This is a genomic window from Pseudoalteromonas sp. SR43-5, from assembly GCF_014163835.1.
In the GTDB taxonomy this organism is placed as follows: Bacteria; Pseudomonadota; Gammaproteobacteria; order Enterobacterales; family Alteromonadaceae; genus Pseudoalteromonas; species Pseudoalteromonas distincta.
The window spans coordinates 166,378-189,291 of record NZ_JACJEA010000003.1 but is presented as its reverse complement, the minus strand read 5'-3'; the positions used below and the strand labels follow the sequence as shown (position 1 = coordinate 189,291).

The following is a 22,914-nucleotide window of genomic DNA, read 5'->3' as shown; positions in this document are numbered from 1 at the left end:
CACCCTGATTCATATGTTAGTAAATCTATTAACCAGAGTTCAGGTTAAATAGCTATCTTATGAAATGATGATTAAAGATAGTTAACAACAAATAGCACACAATGAGGAGAGACTCATGGCCGGTTTTGATAAGGTAGTTTCTAGTTACGAAGCTGCAATGGAAGGATTAAAAGACGGCGATACCATTATTGCCGGTGGTTTTGGTTTATGTGGTATTCCTGAGGGCTTAATTAAACAAATTAAGCACATGCAAACAAAAAACTTAACCGTAGTATCTAATAACTGTGGTGTTGATGACTTTGGTTTAGGTATTTTATTACAAGACAAACAAATTAAAAAAGTAGTTGCCTCGTACGTTGGCGAAAATGCCCTATTCGAGCAGCAGTTATTAAGTGGCGAAATTGATGTAGAGCTTACGCCTCAAGGTACACTAGCTGAAAAAATGCGTGCTGGTGGCGCGGGTATACCTGCGTTTTACACCGCAACCGGTTACGGTACTCCAGTTGCTGAAGGCAAAGACGTAAGAGAGTTTAATGGTCGCCCGTATATTTTAGAAGAATCTATAACAGGTGAATTTGCCATTGTTAAAGCGTGGAAAGCCGACCGCTTTGGTAATTTAGTGTTTAGACACACCGCCATGAACTTTAATCCAATGGCGGCAACAGCGGGCAAAATTACCGTTGCCGAAGTAGAAGAAATTGTAGAGCCGGGTGAGCTTGAACCAAGCCAAATTCATACCCCGGGTATTTTTGTAAATCGCGTTATTAAAGGCAGCTTTGAAAAACGCATTGAACGTGTAACAACACGAGATTAAGCAGGAGCAAAATTATGGCATTATCACGTGAACAAGTTGCAATGCGCGTTGCACAAGAACTTCAAGATGGTTACTACGTAAATTTGGGCATAGGAATTCCGACACTCGTCGCAAACTATGTACCAGATGATATTGAAGTTATGTTACAGTCCGAAAATGGCCTTTTAGGCATGGGCCCGTACCCAACTAAAGCAGAGCTAGACGCCGATATGATTAACGCGGGTAAAGAAACCGTGACAGCAGCCACAGGTGCAGCCATATTTAATAGTGCAGATAGTTTTGCCATGATACGGGGTGGTCATGTAGACTTAACCGTTCTGGGTGCATTTGAAGTTGACCAGAACGGCAACATCGCATCGTGGATGATCCCTAAAAAGCTGATTAAAGGCATGGGTGGCGCGATGGATTTAGTCGCTGGCGCGAAAAACATTATTGTTACTATGACCCATGCAAGTAAGCATGGTGACTCTAAACTATTAGAAGCCTGCTCTTTACCGCTTACTGGCGTTAATTGCGTTAAAAAAATAGTGACAGATTTAGCCGTATTAGAAGTTAAAGACGGCGCATTTCATCTATTAGAACGTGCTCCGGGCGTATCTGTTGATGAAATCATTAGTAAAACAGCAGGTAAATTACTTGTTGACGGTGAAGTTCCAGAAATGGTTTTTTAGGCTTTAGCTTAAAATAACGCTTTACCCTGTACCGACCTCATTCCCAGTGCCAATGGCGCTGAGTTACCCAAAATCCCTCGCAAGAGGGATTTTTTTTATCTTTTGTCATTATTTTTACCGTCATTCATACATCTGTAGTAAATTTTATCTATAATACAAATATAAACTAAATGTAAGCGCTTAGATTCTTTGCACTATTTTGTGGATAGCCTGCACCCTTTTTGTGAACTAGCGTTAATTTTATTTTTAACCTATTGATATTTAAACATTAAATAGTTGGTTCAAATTTTGCCTAAGTAAGGCGTCTCAATAAATTAAATAATTCTGGAAAACATGCAAACTCCTATTCGTGGCCTTCGCTCTTTTTGCTTTGCCGCAAGAAGCCTAAGTTTTAAGCATGCAGCTAATGAGCTGTACTTAACGCCGTCTGCGGTAAGCCATCAAATAAAACAACTTGAAGAACAACTTGGTATTGAGCTTTTTCAACGTAAAACGCGTTCAATTAGCTTAACCACAGCGGGTAAAAACTTTTTTGATGCTGTGTCTCCTATCATCACAATGTTAGAGAGCACCATTAATGAGTTTAGTCAGATGCAGCAAAATACAAATTTGACGATTACCCTGCCTGAATTTTTTGCCAGCGAACTACTCATGCCTAAATTAAGTGAGTGGACCTCAGAACACCCTAATATAAACCTGCAAATGGACACGCTTAAAACACGCAAAGAATTAACGCGTCATAGCGATTTATCTATTGTATTGTCCTCTGGTAAACCTACTGAAGGGTTAGCGACTGAGTTGTTTAACCTTGAATATATTCCTGCATGTAATAAAAAATTGCTCGATCAGTGGAGGGACGATCATCGTCAAGCCCTTAACCAAGTTCCGCTAATCTTGCACAAAGCTCGCCCTTGGGCTTGGCATCAGTGGGCCGAAAAAGCAGGGATTGATGATTTTTCTCCTTCGCAGATTATTCAAATAGATAGCATGTTTGGTGTAGCGCGTGCAGCGCAGCAAGGCATGGGCATTGCACTTATTCCACTGCCTATTAGCCAAAGCTGGCTAGATGAGCAATGGCTTTACAAGTTATTCGAACAGCCTTTAACAACTAAAGATAAATACTATTTAGTGCAGCACGAATCAAACACGCCTAATCACCCCCTTGATTTATTTGCGAAGTGGGTTGTAAATACGTTTAGAAAAATCCAAGAATAATCCCTATTAGACGAGTTCAGTAATACAACCTACTCTATGTTGTATTACTGAACTCGTCTAAACCTCTCTGCAAATTTAAATAATTTTTTAATTAAATACATAAACTTAGCACCATGCATTAGACTAAAGTCTATAGTTTAATTTTTTTCACTCATTGGTTTTGTTTTTATCGTTTGTCGAAAATAAAGTTAAATATTAAAGTTGCTTTATCAGCTCAAAACAACTTAGTTAAATTGTTTCTTAAGAGCAATAAATGCAACCTTTAGAGTTCTAGTAACTCAAACGTAGCAGTGAAAAGAATCTTATATTGTGTGTGTAAGATGTTGTCAGTGTGAAAAAGCAGTTCAAGTTAGGTGGTGACTTGGCTTGAACTGTTTTTATTTTTGGCGCAAACCACATGATATGCAATACAAAGCTACCAACGTGTAGTAAACAGAATCTTTATATTGTGTGTGAAGATGTTGTCAGTGTGAAAAAGCGGTTCAAGTTAGGTGGTGACTTGGCTTGAACTGTTTTTATTTTTGGCACAAACCACATGATATGTAATACAAAGCTACCAAAGCGTAGTAAACAGAATCTTTATATTGTGTGTGAAGATGTTGTCAGTGTGAAAAATGGTTCAAGTTAGGTGGTGACTTAGCTTGAACTGTTTTTATTCTTGGCTCAAACCACATGATATGTAAAACAAAGCTACTTAAGCGTAGCAAACAGAATCTTTATATTGTGTGTGAAGATGTTGTCAGTGTGAAAAATGGTTCAAGTTAGGTGGTGACTTAGCTTGAACTGTTTTTATTTTTGGCGCAAACCACATGATATGCAATATAAGTTTAATACTTTTAAAAGCCCCGTAAGTTATAACTTACGGGGCTTTTTTAGTTAATTTTTAATTTGATATTCTTTTTTTAATTTACTTATTTGCACTTTATGTGAAATCAAGAAGGTATTAAATTTCTTGATTATGTCAGGGTAGTCAATCGACGATAATAAAAAGGCTTGTAAATCTGTCGGCAATTCGTTTTGAAAATAAACAGGTCGGGTTAATTTAAAGTATTTTTGGAGGTTATAATTTAATACATCGTTAGATATGTAAATACACTCCACTCGCTCTTTTAAAAGCAACTCTATTAATTCAATTACGTTAGCTGTTTCTATTAACTCAACGTTTTCATTATTCATTAACGGTTTAAAGCTTTGAGGCGTAAACCCTCTTACCGTTGCAAAACTAATGCATTCATCAATAGTGATATTTTTATTTAAACTCGCAATGCCCGTTTTAGTCACAACGGTTGGCTGCGAATAAATAATTTTATTTACATCAATAAATGAAGCTTTGTAGCTTGGTTTCCAGCTAGGGTTATCTGGATACTTAAAGTCGACATGGCGATGTTCCACAAATTCTTTGTAAAGTCGATTAATAGGTAGTGTGTAAAACTCAAACTTAAAGTCATGCTGCTGGGCAAACAAGGTAAGTAACTTTTGACTAAAACCATAATAGTCGCGGTTATCAGCCCCACTACCATCGTAGTATGGAAGGTATTCTATATTCTCTACGCCTACTACGTAATGAGTCGCTGATTTAGCGTTGTTTATTAAAAGCAGTAAAGCGAATGGCAAATATATTAACTGCGTTGCTATTTTTATAAATTGATTCATTAATAACCTAAGTAATATTATTGACAATTAGCTGCACGCTTTAATTTTAACAAATTTGCAAAGATTATGATAAGCCTATTTTGTTTTATGCAAAAAAAAGCCTGATTAGAATCAGGCTACGTAAAGAAAGGGTTTAGCTTTTATCTCTCGGTACAAAATCAAGGACTGTTGCATTAATACAGTAACGATCGCGACCTCTTGGACCTTCACCTGGAAATAAATGCCCTAAGTGTATGCCTGTACTTTTAGAGCGAAGCTCAATGCGTGTCATGCCCCAGCTGCTATCGTCGTGCTGTGTTACGTTGTTTTTTACAGGATGAGTAAAGGACAACCAACCAGTACCTGAGTTAAACCTATTGCTTGTATCAAATAGTGGCTCGCCACTTAATTTATCAACAAAAGTACCGTCTGGTGTGTTTTTAAACTCTTTGTACTCTTTACAGTAAGGTCTATCTGTTCGTGCATCAAATGCAACTTTATAAGCATCACTGTTACCTAATTTAAAAGCGCCTAATGCTTTATAAAACTCTTCAGGCGTTGCGTAACCTTGACGGCCATATACCTCAACGCCATTTTCTAAAAACAAAATGGTTGGTGTTGCCCACGTGGCTGACTTAATAGTTAAATCATCAAGTTGGTCAGCATGGCGAAACGACATTGGTATTGTTCCTTTGTAATCATTTGCGACTGCTTTTTTAAACTTTTCACAGTATGGGCAGTACTCACGTGAATCTAAGACTACGATTTGTTTTCCTGTTAATAAAGCCGTGTTATCTACTTTTTCTACAGGTGTTTTATTAAAAACAACACCGGTAGAGTGATCGGGACAATAGCCATTAGGGTTCTTTTCTAAATAATTTTGATGATACTCTTCTGCCGATACAAAACCTTGAAGCGGTTTAATAACTGTTTCAATTTTGCCATAGCTCGCATCAGTTAAAAGCTGCTGATATTGCGATTTAACTTGCTCAGCTACTTTAGCTTGCGCATCAGTGGTCGTTAATACAATTGAGCGGTATTGCGTACCAATGTCGTTACCTTGGCGATTTTTTTGCGTAGGGTCGTGACTTTCAAAATAGTTTTTTAAGAGATCTTCTGCTGAAATTATATTGCTGTTATACATAACTTGTACAACTTCAGCATAATTGTTCTCGTCAAAACGACGAGACTGATCAGTAATGTTTCTGTAGGTAGCTTTAAAGCCATTGCCGTCAGCGTACCCCGATTCAGCATCAATAACGCCATTAAGCGCTTCGTAGCGTTTTTCGGCTCCCCAAAAACAACCCGATCCAAGTACAATGGTTTCTACATGCATGGTGGCTTCTACATTACTGTGCTCAACCTTTTCCATAGATAAAGCAAAGCTACCTGCGCTAAATATAATAGCAGCGCCTGATAAATATAATAAATGCTGGTGTTTCATAAAGTACCTCTTAAACAAGTGCGTGCTAACTAAGACCTCCTTATCCTAATTTTCATTTCAACCTAATTACTTATTTAGTACGAAGCGTATTAAGTTTTGGTCTTCAATAAGTTAAATACGATTAATTGAATATAAAACTACTCTTAAAGTAAGTTGGGCAATAAACATAACCACTTAGTCGCAATGGTGTAAATAAATTAATAAAACTGTGTTACGTTTAAATTATGTTGTACAAATAGGTTTATTTAATGAAGCCAGCTCCTCATATTTATGCATTAACAAACAGTAGTTTACTGTTTGATGCATCGCATTTAGACGCTACAGATATACTCTCTATTCAAAAGAAAATTTGGGCTCTAGCTAGCCACTGTAAAAGCACTGATGAATTTAGCGATTTGGTGCCGGCCATGAACTCGCTCACTCTTTATTTAAAATCAGATAAACACTTAAATAAGTGGTTACGAGTGCTACCTTCGCTGTGGAATGATATTAAAACGAGTACTTTTAAGGGGCAGCATCACTTAATCAAAACCACATACAAGGGTGAGGACATTAATTACGTGGCTCGCTATCATAATTTAAGTGCCGATGAAGTTATTAATATTCATAGTAAAACCAAGTACCACGTTTTATTTTTAGGCTTTCAGCCCGGTTTTGCTTACCTACATGGCTTAAATGAGCAATTACATACACCAAGACGTGATGAGCCACGCATTAAAGTTCCTAAAGGCTCTGTTGCGATAGGTGCTGCACAAACCGGCATTTACCCCGCAGATACCCCAGGTGGTTGGCATATAATAGGTCATACAGATACTGCTTTGTTTGATTCGACCTCTGAGCAACCTTGTTTAATTCAACCAGGCGATACGCTTGAATTTGTTCCGCACGTTAATAAAGGAGCAAATCATGATTAAAGTACTTAAAAGTGGTGTATTACTTACAATTCAAGATTTTGGCCGTGAGGGCTACCGCCATTTAGGTGTAAGCAAAGCGGGTAGCTTAGACCCCATTGCACAAATCATTGCTAATAGATTACTTAACAATAACGACAATGATGCCGTTTTAGAAATAACTGTGGGTTTGTGCGAACTGGAATTTACCTGCGACACAGTAATTGCGCTTCATGGTGCAGATTTGCAAGCAACCCTTGATGGATATTCAATTTATCCGGGTTGGACATACGCAGTAAAAAACAAACAAGTACTGAACTTTGCTACTGGTAGAGCCGGCTTAAGAGCTTATTTAGCAGTGAAAGGCGGTATACAAAATACTGAGGTTATGGGCTCTAAATCTACAGATTTAAACGCATGTTTTGGTGGTTTTGAAGGTAGATCTCTCACCTCTGGTGATAAAATACCTATTACTCCTTATTATGGAGAGTTTAAAAAGATAGGCGCAATTGCTCCCGCCCAGCGCAAACTTATACGCCTGCATCCAAGTCCTCATGCCGACTTATTAGGCGAGACTTTACTTAGCAACTTTGTGTCTACCGCTTTTAAAGTCAGCAATAATAGTAACCGAATGGGTGTAAGGCTTGAGCATAAGAATAATTTGGGGCATTCGCACTCTTTGCCATCATTAGGGGTAAGCCCTGGGAGTATTCAACTCCCACCAAGTGGAGAGCCAATTGTGTTACTAAATGATGGCCAAACTACAGGGGGCTACCCTCTGCTAGGGACTGTTATTGAAGCCGACTTACGTCAATTTGCACAGTTTAGACCTTTAGATACTGTTGAGTTTAAATATGTAACGTTTGAAGAAGCAGCAAAGGCGAAGCAGAAACTTGACGGACACTTACATCAATTGAGCCTTGCACTTAAAAATACATTATAAAAATATTCTAAAAATAAATAGGAAAACTATGTTCGACTTAAATTATTGGCCCTGATAATCGTTTAATACTGGTTGTTTTGTATTGTGTAGGTATATTTTTAATTGAAGGTCATTGCGCAAGCCCTGCTCCATTAGTTGCGCTCTGCATGTATAGCGGCAATTGCGGTACGTTAATGACGCCTATGACAGCAAATTAAATATTATTCCTACAGCTCTTTTAGACTTAAAAGATAAGTACCATGTAATAAAGGTTCAAATTCAGACGGCAGTTACCTTACTCGCCGTTAATATTATTTTAATGTATAGCTTGGTGTGTAATGACTAAATCAACTTCTTCTATGGCGTGTGTATTAATTACCGGCTTTGCGCCTTTTGGTAGCGAAACTATCAATCCTTCTTGGCAAGCAGTGCAAAAACTTGATGAAACTATCATCATGAAACATAAAATATATACACTAGAACTTGCCTATGAGTTTAATACGTCTATTAGTCAGCTTATAAACGCCATTGAGTCACATAATCCGGCGGTTGTTTTATGTATAGGTCAAGCTGGTGGGCGCAGCGAAATATCAATTGAGCGTATTGCAATAAACGTTGACGATGCACGCATTAAAGACAATGCAGGTAAGCAACCTGTCGATTCACCAATAGAAAAAAATGGCCCTGATGCCTATTTCACTAACTTGCCAATAAAGCGTATGTTACAAGCACTGCACAACAGCAATATACCTGCTGCCATTTCCAATACGGCAGGTACGTATGTGTGTAATCACGTTATGTATGGTCTTATGCATTACATAAATGATCACTACGCTGTAATGAAGGGTGGCTTTGTGCATATTCCTTATTTACCAAGCCAAGCTGTGCACCACAATGGCGCACCAAGCATGTGTGAAGACACTGTTATTAACGCGCTAAAAGTGATGATTGCACAAGCTTTGAACAATAATAACGACGTAAAAATAGCAGCGGGCACCACGCATTGACCACTTTGGTGCGGTTACATATAACTTGGTGCATAAATTATTCTTAATTAATTGTAAAAGCTATGTGACTTGAGTAATTTTTTCTGATAAAACAAGGTTTCGCAGCACAGCAAATTGGCTTTGCTGCACACATAATAGGAATGAGGAGTTACTATGTGTTCAATTTTTGGGGTATTAGATATTAAATCTGATCCCGCTCAATTGCGTACCCAAGCAATTGAAATGTCAAAGCTGCTTAGACACCGTGGCCCAGATTGGTCTGGTGTATATGCATCTGAAAAAGCTATTTTAGTACATGAGCGTTTAGCTATTGTTGGTGTATCAAGCGGTGCACAGCCTTTATACAATCCTGAAAAAACAAATATTTTAGCGGTTAATGGCGAGATTTATAATCATAAAGAACTTGCAGCAGAGCTAGATGTTGATTTTACTTTTCAAACTCAATCAGACTGTGAAGTTATTTTAGCGCTTTATAAACAAAAAGGGCCTGACTTTTTAGATGATCTAAATGGCATTTTTGCATTTTGTTTATATGATGAAGAAAATGACGCTTACTTAATTGGCCGTGACCATATTGGTATTATCCCTCTTTACACTGGTCACGACGAGCACGGTAACTTTTACGTTGCTTCAGAGCTAAAAGCACTCTCTCCAATTTGTAAGCATATTGAAGAATTTCCACCAGGGCATTACCTGTACAGCAAAGATGGCAAAATGACGCCTTATTACAAGCGTGATTGGGAAACATTTGATGCAGTTAAAGATAACAGCGCACAAGCGCAAGACGTTAAAGATGCATTAGAAGCGGCCGTTAAACGCCAGCTAATGTGTGACGTGCCTTACGGTGTATTACTTTCTGGTGGTTTAGACTCATCGGTTATCTCTGCTATTACCCAGCGTTTTGCTGCAAAACGTATTGAAGATAACGATGAGAGCGATGCATGGTGGCCTAAGCTGCATTCTTTTTCAGTAGGCCTTGAGGGCTCACCTGATTTAGCCGCTGCCCAAAAAGTAGCTGACATGATTGGTACTATTCACCACCCTATCATTTTTACCATTCAAGAAGGTATTGATGCACTGCGTGAAGTGATTTACCACATTGAAACGTATGATGTAACAACGATTCGTGCCTCTACACCTATGTACTTAATGGCTCGCCAAATTAAAGCAATGGGCATTAAAATGGTGTTATCTGGCGAAGGTGCTGATGAGCTATTTGGTGGTTACTTATACTTCCATAAAGCCCCTAACGCACAAGAGTTTCATGAAGAGCTAAACCGTAAAGTATCAAAACTGCATATGTTTGACTGTTTACGTGCTAATAAATCAATGGCAGCATGGGGCGTTGAAGCACGTGTACCGTTCCTTGATAAAGAATTTGTTGATGTTGCTATGCGTATCAACCCTGAAGCCAAAATGTGTAAAGATGGCAAAATTGAAAAACACATTTTACGTGAAGGTTTTGATGGCTACTTGCCTGATGAAGTTTTATGGCGCCAAAAAGAGCAATTTTCAGACGGTGTTGGTTACAGTTGGATTGATACGTTAAAAGAGTTTGTAAATGAGCAAGTGAGCGATCAAGAGCTTGCAAATGCTAAATTTAAATACCCTATTAATACGCCAGATTCAAAAGAAGCTTACTACTACCGTACTATTTTTGAATCGCACTTTCCTGGTGATGCATCAGCTAAATGTGTACCACATGGTAAATCGGTAGCGTGTTCGACTCCTGAAGCACTTGCATGGGACGCATCGTTCCAAAACAATGTAGATCCATCAGGTCGTGCTGCGGGCGTTCATAACGACGCGTATGCAAGCAAAGGATAACACTCTTTGTTTAACGAAGCGTAAGCCCAAATGGCTTACGCTTCGCTGTATAAAACTCACTTCCACCGAATCTGTTTTTTATAGCCCTGCAAATAACTTAAAAGGCTCAAGTGCTTTAATTGTTATTTATAAAATTGGGTTAACATCAAAAACAATGCAATATATTGCATCACAATCAAACCACCCTGCTACCGTATTTTTAAATCAAAATGAGATAACTAAACGCCATTGCAATATTCGCTGGTTCAACCAAACAAGTGAAATTAAACGCTGTGGGCATGGTACTTTAGCGGCCGCTAATTTTTTAATAAAGTATTTTGGTTATTGCCCTGAAGTATTTATATCAATGAGTAATGAGCGCTTTACTATAAGAGTAAAAAAACAACGCGCACAGTTGTTACTAAAAAGTATAGAGCCTAAAAAAAGCGAATTAGCTAAAGGTGAGTTAAAAAGTGTGTTTTCATTAGCAATAAAAGTAGCCTACAGTACCGGTGATAAAAACGGTTATACGGTTGTATTATTTAATGAAGAATTTAATAAAGGATTTAGTAAAGACGTTGATAAAGACGATTTAAAAAGCTTACACGTTGATTTTAAAGCTTTGAGTAAACTCCACAAAAATGCAGTTATAGCGCTTAGTATAAAAAATATGGACAAAAAAAATGCTATAGCGCATTTTAGATATTTTGCACCCCAGTTTGGAGTAAATGAGGACAGTGCAACGGGCTCTGCGGTATCTGTTATTGCCCCCCTGCTATTTAGACTACATGGTTTAAATAAAGCTAAGCTTATACAGCAATCAAATAATGGTGCATTGCTAAGCTATGAGTTTAGCAATGCTAAAGTTGTCATTTACTAGGACGTGTTGACCTTTGCGAATTGAAATTTGTTCAATCTAGGGGCGATTAAATCGCGGCGCGAGGTTTGTAACCTAGTGGGCTAAGTAAAAATCGAGCAACAAATAGTTTATCGCCCCTAGGCAGTAGCCGAAGGGCAGCATATGTTTGGCATTTATGCTGCGTTATCGCCTATTTATGTGGAATAACCACACTTCATAGGCTCTGCCTTGCCTAAAACCAAACATATTGCTGCAAATTCAACTATCAAAGATCAACACGCCCTAAACATATTAAGTAAACGTTTATAGCGGTCGTAATAAGCATAATGCAAAATAGTTACTATCGTCTTGCCATGTTTGCTCTAACTTTAAATTAGCTTGCGCTGCAAGCTGCTTAAACGATTCGAGCGTGTACTTGTGAGAGTTTTCTGTATGGATACTTTCGCCTTCAATAAAGTCTATTTGCTGATCATTTATAATCACGCTTTGATTACAGTTACTTACTAAATGCATTTCAATGCGGCTATGTTGCTCGTTAAAGCGTGACTCGTGGCTAAAGTTATCTATATTAAATGTCCCGTTTAGCTCGTTATTAATACGTTGTAGTAAATTTTTATTAAATGCGGCGGTGACTCCCGCTTTATCGTTATATGCATCGAGTAGTACTTGGCGCTCTTTTACTAAATCAATCCCAATTAATACATAACCGTTTACACCACATAAGCGATGGAAATTATTCATAATTTCTATAGCTTTAACTGGGGCAAAATTACCAAGAGTAGAGCCTGGAAAATACACCAAATTGGTTTGACTATCTAAAGCAGTGTCTTTGGTTAGCTGTTTAACCATTTGGCTATGTGTAAAGTCTCCTAGTAATGGCGAAATTGCCAAATCTGGGAATAATGGCAACAAATGTGCAAGTGAATAACTGAGCATTTCCTCAGAAATTTCAAACGGTACGAAGGTTTTTACGTTTGCCATGTGCGCTAATAAATACGCGACCTTTTTACCCGAACCACACCCAGGCTCAATAATAGAGAGGTTTTCAGGTAGCATTTGAGCAATCGACTGCGAGTATTGCTCTAAAATAGACAACTCCGTACGTGTAACATAATACTCTTGTAAGGATGTTATTTGCTCGAATAATGCAGCACCTTTATCATCGTAAAAATATTTACACGGAAGCGTTTTTTGCTGTTGAGTTAATCCGCTTATCACGTCGTTTAAAAATTCAGTGTCGGTTATGTTACTTTGTTTAATCGCTGTTACTTGGCTCATACTATATCCTTAGCTAGTCTTATCCCGCTGCACATCCACGCTTGATGTGGGTAATAAAAATTTCGGTATGTTTGTCGTAAATGGTCTTGAGGGGTAAACACACACCCGCCCCGTAACACCATTTGGTTATTCATAAATTTACCATTGTATTCCCCTGCTACTCCTTCAATAGGCTTAAAACCGGGGTATGGCAAATATGCACTGTTTGTCCATTGCCAACATGAATCCGTTAACTGGTTTATTTCAGTATCATCTTTTGTTTGTTGTGGTGTTAGATAGTTATTATTAGTGTCTGTTGAAGCTGTATTTTTAGCTGCATATTCCCACTCGAACTCTGTAGGCAAGCGAGCCTTTACAAAATTAGCGTAGGCGCTGGCCTCAAAATAACTAACATGGCTGATGGGAGCGCTTAAATTTAAAGGCTGCAATCCATAGTGTGTAAACTCAAACCATTCGTTATTTATGTAATGCCAATATAATGGATGCGTTAAACGAGTGTTTTGAATATGCGCCCAACCGTCGCTTAACCAATATTGTGGATTGCTATATCCACCGGCATTTATAAAGTCTAAATATTCACCATTAGTGACCAATCTATTAGCAAAACTGAATGGATGAATTAGTACTTGGTGTTTGGGGCACTCGTTATCATATGCAAATTCATCGTCGGCATTTGTGCCAATATTAATAATGGCTTGTTCAAAATTGATAAAATTAAGGGGTTTAATATCAGCTGATTTTTTTTGGCTATTTAAAAGCGATGTTTTATATTGAGGAAATAATGGATTTACTGAAAAGTTATATTTGATGTCCATAAGCATTAGTTCTTGATGCTGTTGCTCGTGGTGTAACCCAAGTTCAATAATATCTTTAATGTGCGGGTTAACGTCAGTCTTAAGTAATTCAATCACGCGGCTATCTACATGTTCTCTGTAAGCTAGCACTTCGTCTAAACCTGGCCTAGATAAGCTTCCTCTGTTTGCCCGTTTAAATTGCTCTCCAATCCCATTGTAGTAAGAATTAAAAAGCATTTTATAGTGAGGGTTAAACACTGCGTACTGTTTACAATGAACACTAAGTAAAAATGTTTCAAAAAACCACGTGGTATGCGCTAAATGCCATTTAGTAGGACTGGCATCAGCCATAGCTTGTAATTGGCAATCTTCTACAGTGAGTGGCTCAATAATAGCTAGGCTTTCGTCTCTAACGCTGCAAAAGCGTTTAACAAGTACATTTTGATTGGTATCGTTTGTAACGCTTTCACGCATAATAGTATTAATCCTTTGCCTATCTATTTATAAAATATAGCTTAGGGCATGCTGAGCTTTTTGGATTGAAATTTGTTCAATCTAGGGGCGATTAAATCGCGGCACGAGGTTTGTAACCTAGTGGGCTAAGTAAAAACCGAGTAACAAAGAGTTAATCGTCCCTAGAAAGAACCCAAAGGGCAGTGTATGTTTGGTATTTATGCTGCGTTATCGCCTATTTATGGGGAATGACCACACTACATAGGCTCTGCCTTGCCTAAAAACCAAACATACTACTGTAAATTCAATCGCCAAAATTCAACATGCCCTAATGTTGTGTTAAATCATATTCATATTACAACTTGATTAAAGGTGCTTATCGGCTTATAAATTTATAATAGCCTTGAAGAGAAATTTGCTCTTCGCTAGCCGGTTTTTGATTATTCTTACGTGCATGCAAGCATGAAAAATAACGCATAAGCTGTTACCGAACCGCTAAGCTATAAATCTAGGAGCGATTAAATCGCGACTAGACTTAACAAATTTCAATCCTAAAAGACTAACAAGCCCTAATATTTAAGCATTAATTAAGCTACTTAAAAATGATCTTTTTTTACTTAACCAAGTAAATTAATACTTTTAATAGCAAACTAAATTTTAACGTTCACTGAATTTTTAAATTTAGGGCTTTTAAATGAAAAAATCATGAATTTGGCCATATAAACAGCGTTTTAAATACAAATTCATTTACATTTAATATTTAACTCATACACTACTAGCTGTATGATCACGCTTCAAATTAGTTAGTCTTCAAATAATTACGGTATTACTTTTTACTTAATATTTAAAGACTAATGTAATTCGATATGACGCCGAATTTATTTTGGCTTGTTAGGACAACTAAAGAGGTATTGCATGAAGGAAAATCATGACAAATATAGTATTGACAACACGGATTACACCGTAGGTCAGGACAACGTACAAAAGTGGGGGTTTGATATTCACAACCCTGTTTTTGGAACTAGTGCGGGCCTGATTGTCATCTTTTTAATCGCCATACTTGTTACCGACCCACAAACTGCAAAAACAGCGCTTGATAGTATCAAGACCGATATTATTAATAATTTTGATGCCCTATTTATGTGGGCTGCTAACTTCTTTGTACTCTTTTGTTTAGCACTTATTGTTTCTCCTTACGGTAATATTCGCCTTGGTGGTGATGGCGCTAAACCTTCTCACTCTCGCGTTTCATGGCTTGCTATGTTATTTGCTGCCGGTATGGGTATCGGCCTTATGTTTTGGGGCGTTGCTGAACCAGTTGCTTACTTTACTGGTTGGTACGAAACACCGCTTAATGTAGCCGCTAATACACCAGAAGCTGCAAAATTAGCAATGGGCGCAACTATGTTTCATTGGGGTCTTCACCCTTGGGCTATTTACGCTGTTGTTGGTTTATCTCTTGCATTTTTTACCTATAACAAAGGTTTACCACTTTCAATTCGTTCTATTTTTTACCCTATATTAGGTGATAGAGCTTGGGGTTGGCCTGGTCATATCATTGATATCTTAGCTGTACTTGCTACGTTATTTGGCCTTGCAACATCTTTAGGTTTAGGTGCGCAGCAAGCTTCTGCAGGCATTAACCATGTATTTGGTACAGAAGGTGGCATTGGCTCTCAAATTCTAGTTATTGCGGGTGTAACACTTTTAGCCATTGTCTCTGTGGTTCGTGGTATTGACGGTGGTGTGAAACTACTAAGTAATGTAAATATGCTAATTGCGTTTTCATTATTATTGTTTGTATGTTTAGTAGGCTTTGCTGTAGCAATGGGTAATGTACCCACTACCGTGATGGGCTATGTAGAAAATATTATTCCATTGAGTAATCCTCACGGTCGTGAAGACGAAACATGGATGCATGGTTGGACTGTGTTTTACTGGGCTTGGTGGATTTCCTGGTCACCGTTTGTAGGTATGTTTATCGCGCGTGTATCACGTGGTCGTACAATTCGTGAATTCTTAATTGCGGTTTTACTTATCCCTACTCTAGTTACTGTTTTATGGATGTCTATTTACGGCGGTATTGCGATTGATCAAGTAGTTAATGGTGTTGGTGCGTTAGGCACTAATGGTTTAACTGAAGTACCTTTAGCTATGTTCCAAATGCTTGATGAATTACCTTTATCTAATATTTTATCGTTTATTGCAATTTTATTAGTGTTGGTATTTTTCATTACGTCATCTGACTCTGGTTCATTAGTAATTGATTCAATTACAGCTGGCGGTAAAGTTGATGCACCGGTACCACAACGTATATTTTGGGCATCGGTTGAGGGCGCAATTGCAGCTGCTTTACTTTGGATTGGTGGAACACAAGCAATTGAAGCACTACAAGCAGGTGCTGTCTCTACAGGCTTGCCATTTACTATTGTATTATTATTTATGTGTTTAAGCTTAGTTTTAGGTTTACGAACTGAGCCTCGCCCAGTTAAGTAATACCTTTAATGAGTAATACTTTTAATTAGTAACGAAAACGCCGCAATTTTTGCGGCGTTTTTTTGTTTGGTCATTAAAAGCTAGAACCACAGCTCTGAGATTGGAGTATCTACACGATAATGATAACTCAGTTGCGCTTGTAAAAGTTCTGCTGTAGCAAGTGCATCCGTTAACGCATTGTGATTTTGATATGCTGGTAGGGAATAACGCGCACGGCAATCTGTTAGCCTAAGAGAACCTAATTTTGTGTTAAACAATCGCCCTAATAAACCCTGCCTTACTTTTAGTGCTCTTTTTTCTATTTCCATTGTATCAACAAGTGCAAACTCAATACCTTCTTTAAGCCTTAACAATAACGCATTATTTAAAAAGTGACGTTCTATTGCGGCATAATGCACCACGACAACTTTACCACTGAGCGCTTCAAGTAAAGGCTCTATAATTTGATTAAAGTCGGGGGCGTCGTCCACCTCAGAGTGCGTTATTCCATGTATTAAAATAGACTCTTCATGAAGGTTGCGCCTAGGCTGCACAACCCAATGCCGACTGTGCTTACAATAAATACGCTCTAAATTGAACGGCACCAAACCAACACTCACTATATCGTCGTTTTGGCTATTTAAGCCTGTTGTTTCAAAATCCATTGCTACAAAAGGCACGTCTTTTATTGCAGCTTTGTCTTGATTATAAGCACCCGCATAAAAGTGTTTTAAGAGTTTATTTTTGGTGCTATTGGCAAGCTCGTTATACCTAGCTTGCCAATCAATTGCTTTATGATTACGCGGATTCATAGGCTACTTCACACCAGAGTTTGCTGTGTAGCTAAATTTTAAATAGCTTTGTGCTTTTTCTAAAATGGCAAATGCCTCTTTTAAGTTTCGTTGCTCGAACGGAGAAAGTAAATGTGGATCTAAGTCGTTATCGGGCTCTTCGCCCTTCTCTATTTGCCACGCTTGATGGCGAATTCGCATCATGGCAATATACTCAAGTGCGTCACGTAAATCTTGCGCTTTACCCTGTGGTAACAGCTTAGCTTCAATAATATCTTCTAGCCGCTCAAACGAATTTTGTTTACGTGAGCCAATAGCCAATGCGTGCACGCGAATAACATCAGAAAGAGGTGCAGTCCCTCTTCGCTTTAAGTTCATTGAACGCTTATGTTGGCCATTATGCTCCATAACAAAGCCTTTAAAGAAACCTAGTGGAGGTGTTCTATTTCTAGCATTTGCTGCCATATTAGCTAAAAATACGCGATTTACTTTACTTTGTTTTGCTATAAATATTTTAAGCTCGTCGGCCCACTTGGTTTTACCCCACACACCGTCTAAGTCAAAAAATATAGAACTATTAAGCAATGCTTGTGGTTTTGGCTGCGCGATCCAATCTGCAAATTGATCGAACCACTGTGAGCGAGTTTTACGCCATTTTTTAAACGACGCCATAATTTCTCCATCACAGTAGGTGTAACCACACTGCGCTAAACCATCACACACAAAATCGGCAATATTTTGAAAATACGCGTTATGTTTTTCGTCGTCATAACTGTCATCTAAAATAAGCGCGTTGTCTTGATCGGTTACAATAAGTTGCTCGTCTCGAGCCATTGAGCCCAGAGCAATAAAACAGTAAGGCACAGGAGGTGGACCAAACTTTTCTTCAGCTAATACAAGCAATCTTTGTTTAAATGTACGACCGATAACGGCCATGGCGGTGCCAACCATGTGAGAGTTTGCATCTTCGTTAACCATACGAACAAATACGTTGGGCAACTGGCGCGCATAATGTGCCAAATCCTCAATTGTTTGTTGAGCAAGTATACCGCGCACAAGCAATAAGCTACTTTGCGATTCGTAACGTAAAATGTCAGAGAGAGAGATAACGCCTATAGGGCGCTTTTTTTGTACTACAGGCAAGTGATGTAAATTATCTCTAAGCATGGCAAGTACAGCTTCAAAAATATAGTCATTAGCGTCTAAGAGCACTAAGTTAGTTGACATAATATCTTTTGCTTGTGTGTTAAAGGCAAGGCCTTTAGCCACTACTTTTGAGCGTAAATCCCTATCGGTTATTATGCCAACGACCTGTCCATCATCTTCCTCAGGATCATCGTTTATAGGCTTATTTACGTCGGTTACCAAAACTGACGAAACCGCCTCTTCGGTCATTAATTTAGCGATATCTTGTATTGTAGAGGTTGCATCTACGGTGACTACATCTCGGTGAATTAATGATTTCACTTTCGCAGTTGTAAGGTCATTGCCATCAGCTTGTTCAACAATAGCTTGATGTAAACGCACATTACCATCTGTTTCAAAGTAATCAGCAAACGCATCAAACTCATCACAGTAACGATTAAATAGCTCAACGTTTATGCAGTATACTAATGTATCTTCAAGAGCTGTTGCAGGAAAACGTACCTTACGGTTCATCAATAAACCCATTTGACCAAATATACCTGCTGTAGCCAAACGATTATACAGCTCGCCATTTCGGCGGTACATTTCTACAGAGCCACTTCTAATTACATACAAATCAGAAATGTCTTGTCCAAAACTCAAGATATCTGTTTTTGCTCTAAAATAAGCCACTTCTACTTGTTGAGCTAGCTCATTAAGCGCTTTTTGAGGTAAGTCATCAAAAGGAGGATGTTGTGCTAAAAATTGTGCGATTTCAACTTGTTCGGCTTGCATAAATCCCTTCCTGTATGCGCATTAAAATGACTAAATCTGTTTTTCAGATTAACACTATCATCGGGGTGTGAAAACAATTACTGTACAAATTTAGGCACAAAAAAAGAGCCTAAATAGACTCTTTAAATGTAATACTTATTGTATAAATTTATTTACCGCGCTGAGCGTCTTTTTGGGCTTTTTTAGCTTCTTTACGTTGCTGTAAAACAGCTTGTGCTTCATTACCAATATGGCCCTCACCACGCGCTTGCGCTAATTCTATTTGCTTTTGGCGCTCTGCAAAACGTGCGCGTTGTTCGTCCGTTACTTCTTCAATACAATGATGACAAGAGACGCCCTCCATGTATTCAGGCTTTAACTTTTCGTCTTCTGTAATTGGCATACGACAGGCGTGACATTGATCATAAGAACCTTTTTGTAAGTCGTGATCAACCGCTACACGATTATCAAATACAAAACACTCGCCTTCCCACATTGTTTCTTCTTTTGGCACTTCTTCTAGGTATTTTAAGATACCGCCTTCAAGGTGATAAACTTCATCAAAACCTTGCTCTTTCATGTAGGCTGTCGATTTTTCGCAGCGGATACCGCCGGTACAAAACATCGCCACTTTTTTGTGTTTCTCAGGGTCTAAGTTTTCTTTTGCCCACTGTGGAAATTCGCGAAAGGTTTTAGTATTTGGATCGACCGCATTTTGAAATGTACCAATTTCAATTTCGTAATCATTACGTGTATCAATTAAAATTACTTCAGGGTCAGATATAAGTGCGTTCCACTCATTTGGCTTTACATAGCTACCCACAACTTTGAGCGGATCTACGCCTTCAACGCCCATCGTTACAATTTCTTTTTTTAGTTTTACTTTAGTACGGTAAAACGGACATTCATCGTCGTAAGATTCTTTTGTAACGATGTTTTTTAAATTTGGTTGCTCATCTAGCCATGCTAATAAGTTGTCTATCCCTTCACGTTTTGCAGAAACAGTGCCGTTTATACCTTCGGCAGCGAGCAATAAAGTACCGCGTACTTCATTTGCTTCCATAACTTCTAGTAATGGCTTACGGATAGCTTCAAATTCAGGTAAACCTACAAACTTATACAGCGCACACACTACAAAGTGATCGCCCGTTACATTATCTTTATGAACAACAGTCATTATATTTCCTATTTTGCCTTGTTAGCCAATATTGGCGTCTACCGAATCGTAAATCCGGCGCATATGGGGCGCGTATTTTACGCTTTTTTAGTTTAATTGCAAAAAATAGCGCTATAGATTGGTTTTTACTGTTAGCGACCTAGCTCTGTAAGCTATAATGCGCTAATAAATTTATAGAATTAATTTGCTCATTTTGGAGAAACACACATTGCAGTTTACTGATCTTGGGATTGATACACGCCTTGAAACACAATTAGCACATCAAGGGATCACCCAGCCCACCGATATTCAAGCGCATGCAGTGCCTACCGCACTTGCAGGGCATGACATTTTCGCTCAGTCTAAAACTGGGTCGGGCAAAACCTTGGCGTTTTTATTACCTGCTGTACAAAGGGTTATGAAACAAAAAGCACTCAGTAAACGCGATCCTCGTGTACTTATTGTTGCTCCTACGCGTGAGCTTGCTACGCAAGTATTTACTCAGCTACGTTTATTAATTGCTGGTACAGCTATTAAGGCAGTTAAAATACTTGGCGGCGAAAACTTTAATGACCAAATAAAAGCACTTAGAAACGACCCACAATTCGTAGTTGCTACACCTGGGCGTTTAGCTGATCACATTACAAAACGCTCATTGCAATTGAGTGGACTAGAACTGCTTATTTTTGATGAAGCCGACCGTATTTTAGATTTAGGCTTTACCGAGCAGTTAAAAATGATTAACGAGCAAGCTAATCACCGTCTACGTCAAACGTTATTGTTTTCTGCAACACTTGACCATGCACAAGTAGATGCACTATCACGTAACCTATTAAAAAAACCAAAGCAAATTACGCTAAGTGCAGCAAATGAGCAACATAGTGATATTAAACAAACGTTATACCTTGCCGATCACCTTGATCATAAAGAAGCGTTATTAGAGCATTTTTTAAACCAAGATGATGTTGGTCAATGTATTATCTTCACAGCAACGCGTTCTGACACGAGCCGTTTGAGTGAAGCGCTTAATGCTAAAGGCTTCAAATCTGTAGCGCTTGCTGGTGATTTAACGCAAAACAAACGTTTAGATATCATGGATTCGTTTAGTCGCGAAAACTTTAAAATATTGATCACCACCGACGTTGCATCTCGTGGTTTAGATTTATTAAGCGTAACGCACGTTATTAACTTTGATTTACCAAAACACGCTGAAGAGTATGTACACCGCATAGGTCGTACAGGACGTGCTGGCTTTAAAGGAAATGCAATTTCATTAGTTGGCCCAAAAGATTGGGCAAGTTATTTAGCTATTAAAGCATTTTTAAATGACGAATTAAAATTTGCGAGCGTAGAGAGCCTAAAAGCTAAGTTTAAAGGTTTAAAAGAGAAAAAACCTGAGGCAGCGTGGGACAAATCTAAAGAAAAAGCCGCCGCTGTTAAAAAGCCTGCATTTAAGCGCAAAGCTAAACCTAAAAAGCCCACAGCACCAATTAAAGCACCGATGAACATTGATGGCGATACACCAATGCGCCGTAAAAAAAAGCCTGAGCAGGAATAATTATGAGTTACCTAGGAACCACACAAACATTATTTGTAAAAGAAGTGAGTAACGAAGGTGCTTACTTAGACGGCCATGATTTAGGTGAAGTATTTTTACCAAAACAAGAAATAAAACATGAGCTTGAAGCAGGCGATAGTATTAGTGTATTTATCTTTTTAGACAATGCTAATTTAGCCACAGCAACAATAAAGAAACCACATGCTCAAGTAGGCGAGTATGCCCTACTACGCGTTAAAGAAATAAATAGTATTGGGGCATTTTTAGATTGGGGGCTTGAGAAAGATGTGCTTGCACCTTTTAATGAACAAAAGCCACGCATGCAAGAAGGCCATTCTTATTTAGTACGCCTGTATCTTGATAATGCAAGCCAACGTATTTGTGCCTCAAACAACTTTAATCGTTTCCTATCAAAAGATGAGCCGCAATATACTCACTTACAAGAAGTGGATTTAATTGTTGCTGGCAAAACAGATATTGGCTACAAAGTATTAATTGAAGAGTCGCACTTCGGTGTTGTTTTTTACAATATGGTATTTAAAAGCTTATTTGTGGGTCAAAAGCTTAAAGGCTATATTCAAAAAGTACGTGACGACGGAAAAATTGACGTTGTACTAGAAAAGCCAGGTATGGGAAAAGTAAGTGACCTTGGTGAAACTATTATGCAAAAGCTTAAAAACGAAGGCGGTGTTATTCCACTTGGTGATAAGTCTGATCCTGAAGCAATAAAGAAGATGTTTTCTACAAGTAAGGCTAATTATAAAAAAGCAATTGGTGGCTTATTTAAACAAGAGTTAATAGATATTGAAGCGAAATCCATTCGCTTAAGATCTTAATTATAATTGGCTGTAATTACTAATAATACTTGTTTGTAATTAACCTAAAATATATTTATAAGGCAATGTACATTGCGTATATTGCCTTGAATAATCAAGCACTTCAACTTCCGACTCAAGATTGAGCGGCGCCAAACGAAAAACCTTTTTTTCACATTCTGTTTTTTTATCATCAAGCTTTGATATACATTCACTAACGCTTACATGCTGAGATATGAGTGTATCTTCATTTTTGTAACACAGATGATGAGCATAATCTTGCATTGTTTTTTTAAAATCAAACATATCGACTGGGTACGTTGGAATTATATCTGTAACGGTTGTTACACCATCGTATGCTTTATTAGAAAAAACGTACTTATTTACTGAAAAACCCGCAATAACAATTACTATAGAACCAAAAAATAACTTCAA

19 protein-coding genes and 1 pseudogene are annotated in these 22,914 nt (G+C 38.2%); 12 read left to right on the top strand and 8 right to left on the bottom strand.

The features are described 5' to 3' along the window. Positions 1-115: 115 nt before the first annotated feature. The 3 genes from H5090_RS03235 to H5090_RS03225 all read left to right on the top strand — a co-directional run bounded on the left by H5090_RS03235 (position 116) and on the right by H5090_RS03225 (position 2,700). On the top strand, positions 116-814 hold the full coding sequence (locus H5090_RS03235; RefSeq protein WP_182695014.1) for a CoA transferase subunit A: 699 nt from the start codon (positions 116-118) through the stop codon (positions 812-814). Between the two features lie 14 nt (positions 815-828). Next, positions 829-1,485: a CoA transferase subunit B gene (locus H5090_RS03230; protein WP_039489749.1), complete on the top strand. Its 657-nt coding sequence runs from the start codon at positions 829-831 to the stop codon at positions 1,483-1,485. Between the two features lie 333 nt (positions 1,486-1,818). Next, positions 1,819-2,700, top strand: coding sequence for a LysR family transcriptional regulator (locus tag H5090_RS03225; protein ID WP_182694627.1), 882 nt, complete (start codon positions 1,819-1,821; stop codon positions 2,698-2,700). Positions 2,701-3,576: 876 nt separating this feature from the next. Here H5090_RS03225 and H5090_RS03220 read toward each other — a convergent pair. Both H5090_RS03220 and msrA read right to left on the bottom strand, forming a co-directional pair. Further along, positions 3,577-4,353, bottom strand: a complete 777-nt coding sequence (locus H5090_RS03220) for an amino acid ABC transporter substrate-binding protein (protein ID WP_182695013.1) — start codon at positions 4,351-4,353, stop codon at positions 3,577-3,579. A 133-nt stretch (positions 4,354-4,486) separates the two neighbouring features. Beyond that, on the bottom strand, positions 4,487-5,776 hold the full coding sequence (gene msrA / locus H5090_RS03215) for a peptide-methionine (S)-S-oxide reductase MsrA (RefSeq protein WP_182695012.1): 1,290 nt from the start codon (positions 5,774-5,776) through the stop codon (positions 4,487-4,489). 248 nt (positions 5,777-6,024) lie between these two features. On the opposite strand from msrA, the gene pxpB reads away from it, so the two are divergent. The 6 genes and pseudogenes from pxpB (at position 6,025) to H5090_RS03185 (ending at position 11,281) form a co-directional block, all read left to right on the top strand. Continuing rightward, entirely contained in the window at positions 6,025-6,690 is a 666-nt protein-coding gene (pxpB, locus tag H5090_RS03210; protein ID WP_182695011.1) for a 5-oxoprolinase subunit PxpB, read from the top strand. Next, entirely contained in the window at positions 6,683-7,609 is a 927-nt protein-coding gene (locus H5090_RS03205) for a biotin-dependent carboxyltransferase family protein (protein WP_182695010.1), read from the top strand. Before pxpB ends, H5090_RS03205 begins: the two co-directional genes overlap by 8 nt. Before the next feature lie 44 nt (positions 7,610-7,653). Continuing rightward, positions 7,654-7,934, top strand: a pseudogene (locus H5090_RS03200) (5-oxoproline transporter, DUF979 family subunit); the annotation flags it as partial. Next, positions 7,927-8,595 (top strand): pyroglutamyl-peptidase I, encoded by a 669-nt coding sequence (gene pcp, locus H5090_RS03195; RefSeq protein ID WP_182695009.1) that lies wholly within the window; start codon positions 7,927-7,929, stop codon positions 8,593-8,595. The pseudogene H5090_RS03200 and the gene pcp, both read left to right, overlap by 8 nt. A 153-nt stretch (positions 8,596-8,748) precedes the next feature. Then, the gene (gene asnB, locus H5090_RS03190; protein ID WP_182695008.1) at positions 8,749-10,422 is read left to right on the top strand and encodes an asparagine synthase B; all 1,674 of its coding nucleotides are present in this window, start codon (positions 8,749-8,751) and stop codon (positions 10,420-10,422) included. Then, positions 10,406-11,281, top strand: coding sequence for a PhzF family phenazine biosynthesis protein (locus tag H5090_RS03185; RefSeq protein ID WP_182695007.1), 876 nt, complete (start codon positions 10,406-10,408; stop codon positions 11,279-11,281). Before asnB ends, H5090_RS03185 begins: the two co-directional genes overlap by 17 nt. 282 nt (positions 11,282-11,563) lie before the next feature. Here H5090_RS03185 and egtD read toward each other — a convergent pair whose 3' ends face one another. Both egtD and egtB read right to left on the bottom strand, forming a co-directional pair. Further along, the gene (gene egtD, locus H5090_RS03180; RefSeq protein ID WP_182695006.1) at positions 11,564-12,538 is read right to left on the bottom strand and encodes an L-histidine N(alpha)-methyltransferase; all 975 of its coding nucleotides are present in this window, start codon (positions 12,536-12,538) and stop codon (positions 11,564-11,566) included. Continuing rightward, complete coding sequence (gene egtB, locus H5090_RS03175) at positions 12,535-13,806, bottom strand: ergothioneine biosynthesis protein EgtB (protein ID WP_182695005.1); 1,272 nt, start codon at positions 13,804-13,806, stop codon at positions 12,535-12,537. The genes egtD and egtB overlap by 4 nt, the downstream gene beginning before the upstream one ends. Positions 13,807-14,700: 894 nt before the next feature. Between egtB and H5090_RS03170 the strand changes: the two genes are divergently transcribed. After that, positions 14,701-16,281, top strand: a complete 1,581-nt coding sequence (locus tag H5090_RS03170; protein WP_182695004.1) for a BCCT family transporter — start codon at positions 14,701-14,703, stop codon at positions 16,279-16,281. Between the two features lie 80 nt (positions 16,282-16,361). Here H5090_RS03170 and H5090_RS03165 read toward each other — a convergent pair whose 3' ends face one another. From H5090_RS03165 to H5090_RS03155, 3 genes are all read right to left on the bottom strand, one after another. Continuing rightward, on the bottom strand, positions 16,362-17,072 hold the full coding sequence (locus tag H5090_RS03165; RefSeq protein ID WP_154903181.1) for a 3'-5' exonuclease: 711 nt from the start codon (positions 17,070-17,072) through the stop codon (positions 16,362-16,364). A 3-nt stretch (positions 17,073-17,075) separates the two neighbouring features. After that, positions 17,076-18,971, bottom strand: a complete 1,896-nt coding sequence (locus tag H5090_RS03160; RefSeq protein WP_182695003.1) for a DUF294 nucleotidyltransferase-like domain-containing protein — start codon at positions 18,969-18,971, stop codon at positions 17,076-17,078. Positions 18,972-19,119: 148 nt separating this feature from the next. Further along, positions 19,120-20,127, bottom strand: a complete 1,008-nt coding sequence (locus tag H5090_RS03155; protein WP_002961191.1) for a rhodanese-related sulfurtransferase — start codon at positions 20,125-20,127, stop codon at positions 19,120-19,122. A 208-nt stretch (positions 20,128-20,335) separates the two neighbouring features. Here H5090_RS03155 and H5090_RS03150 point away from each other — a divergent pair, with 208 nt between their 5' ends. Beyond that, positions 20,336-21,664: a DEAD/DEAH box helicase gene (locus tag H5090_RS03150; RefSeq protein ID WP_002961190.1), complete on the top strand. Its 1,329-nt coding sequence runs from the start codon at positions 20,336-20,338 to the stop codon at positions 21,662-21,664. Positions 21,665-21,666: 2 nt separating this feature from the next. After that, positions 21,667-22,500 carry a S1 RNA-binding domain-containing protein gene (locus tag H5090_RS03145; RefSeq protein ID WP_002961188.1) on the top strand — a complete coding sequence of 278 codons (834 nt, stop codon included), beginning with the start codon at positions 21,667-21,669 and terminating at the stop codon, positions 22,498-22,500. 39 nt (positions 22,501-22,539) lie between these two features. On the opposite strand, the gene H5090_RS03140 is transcribed toward H5090_RS03145, so the two are convergent. Next, positions 22,540-22,914, bottom strand: coding sequence for a hypothetical protein (locus H5090_RS03140; protein WP_024595713.1), 375 nt, complete (start codon positions 22,912-22,914; stop codon positions 22,540-22,542).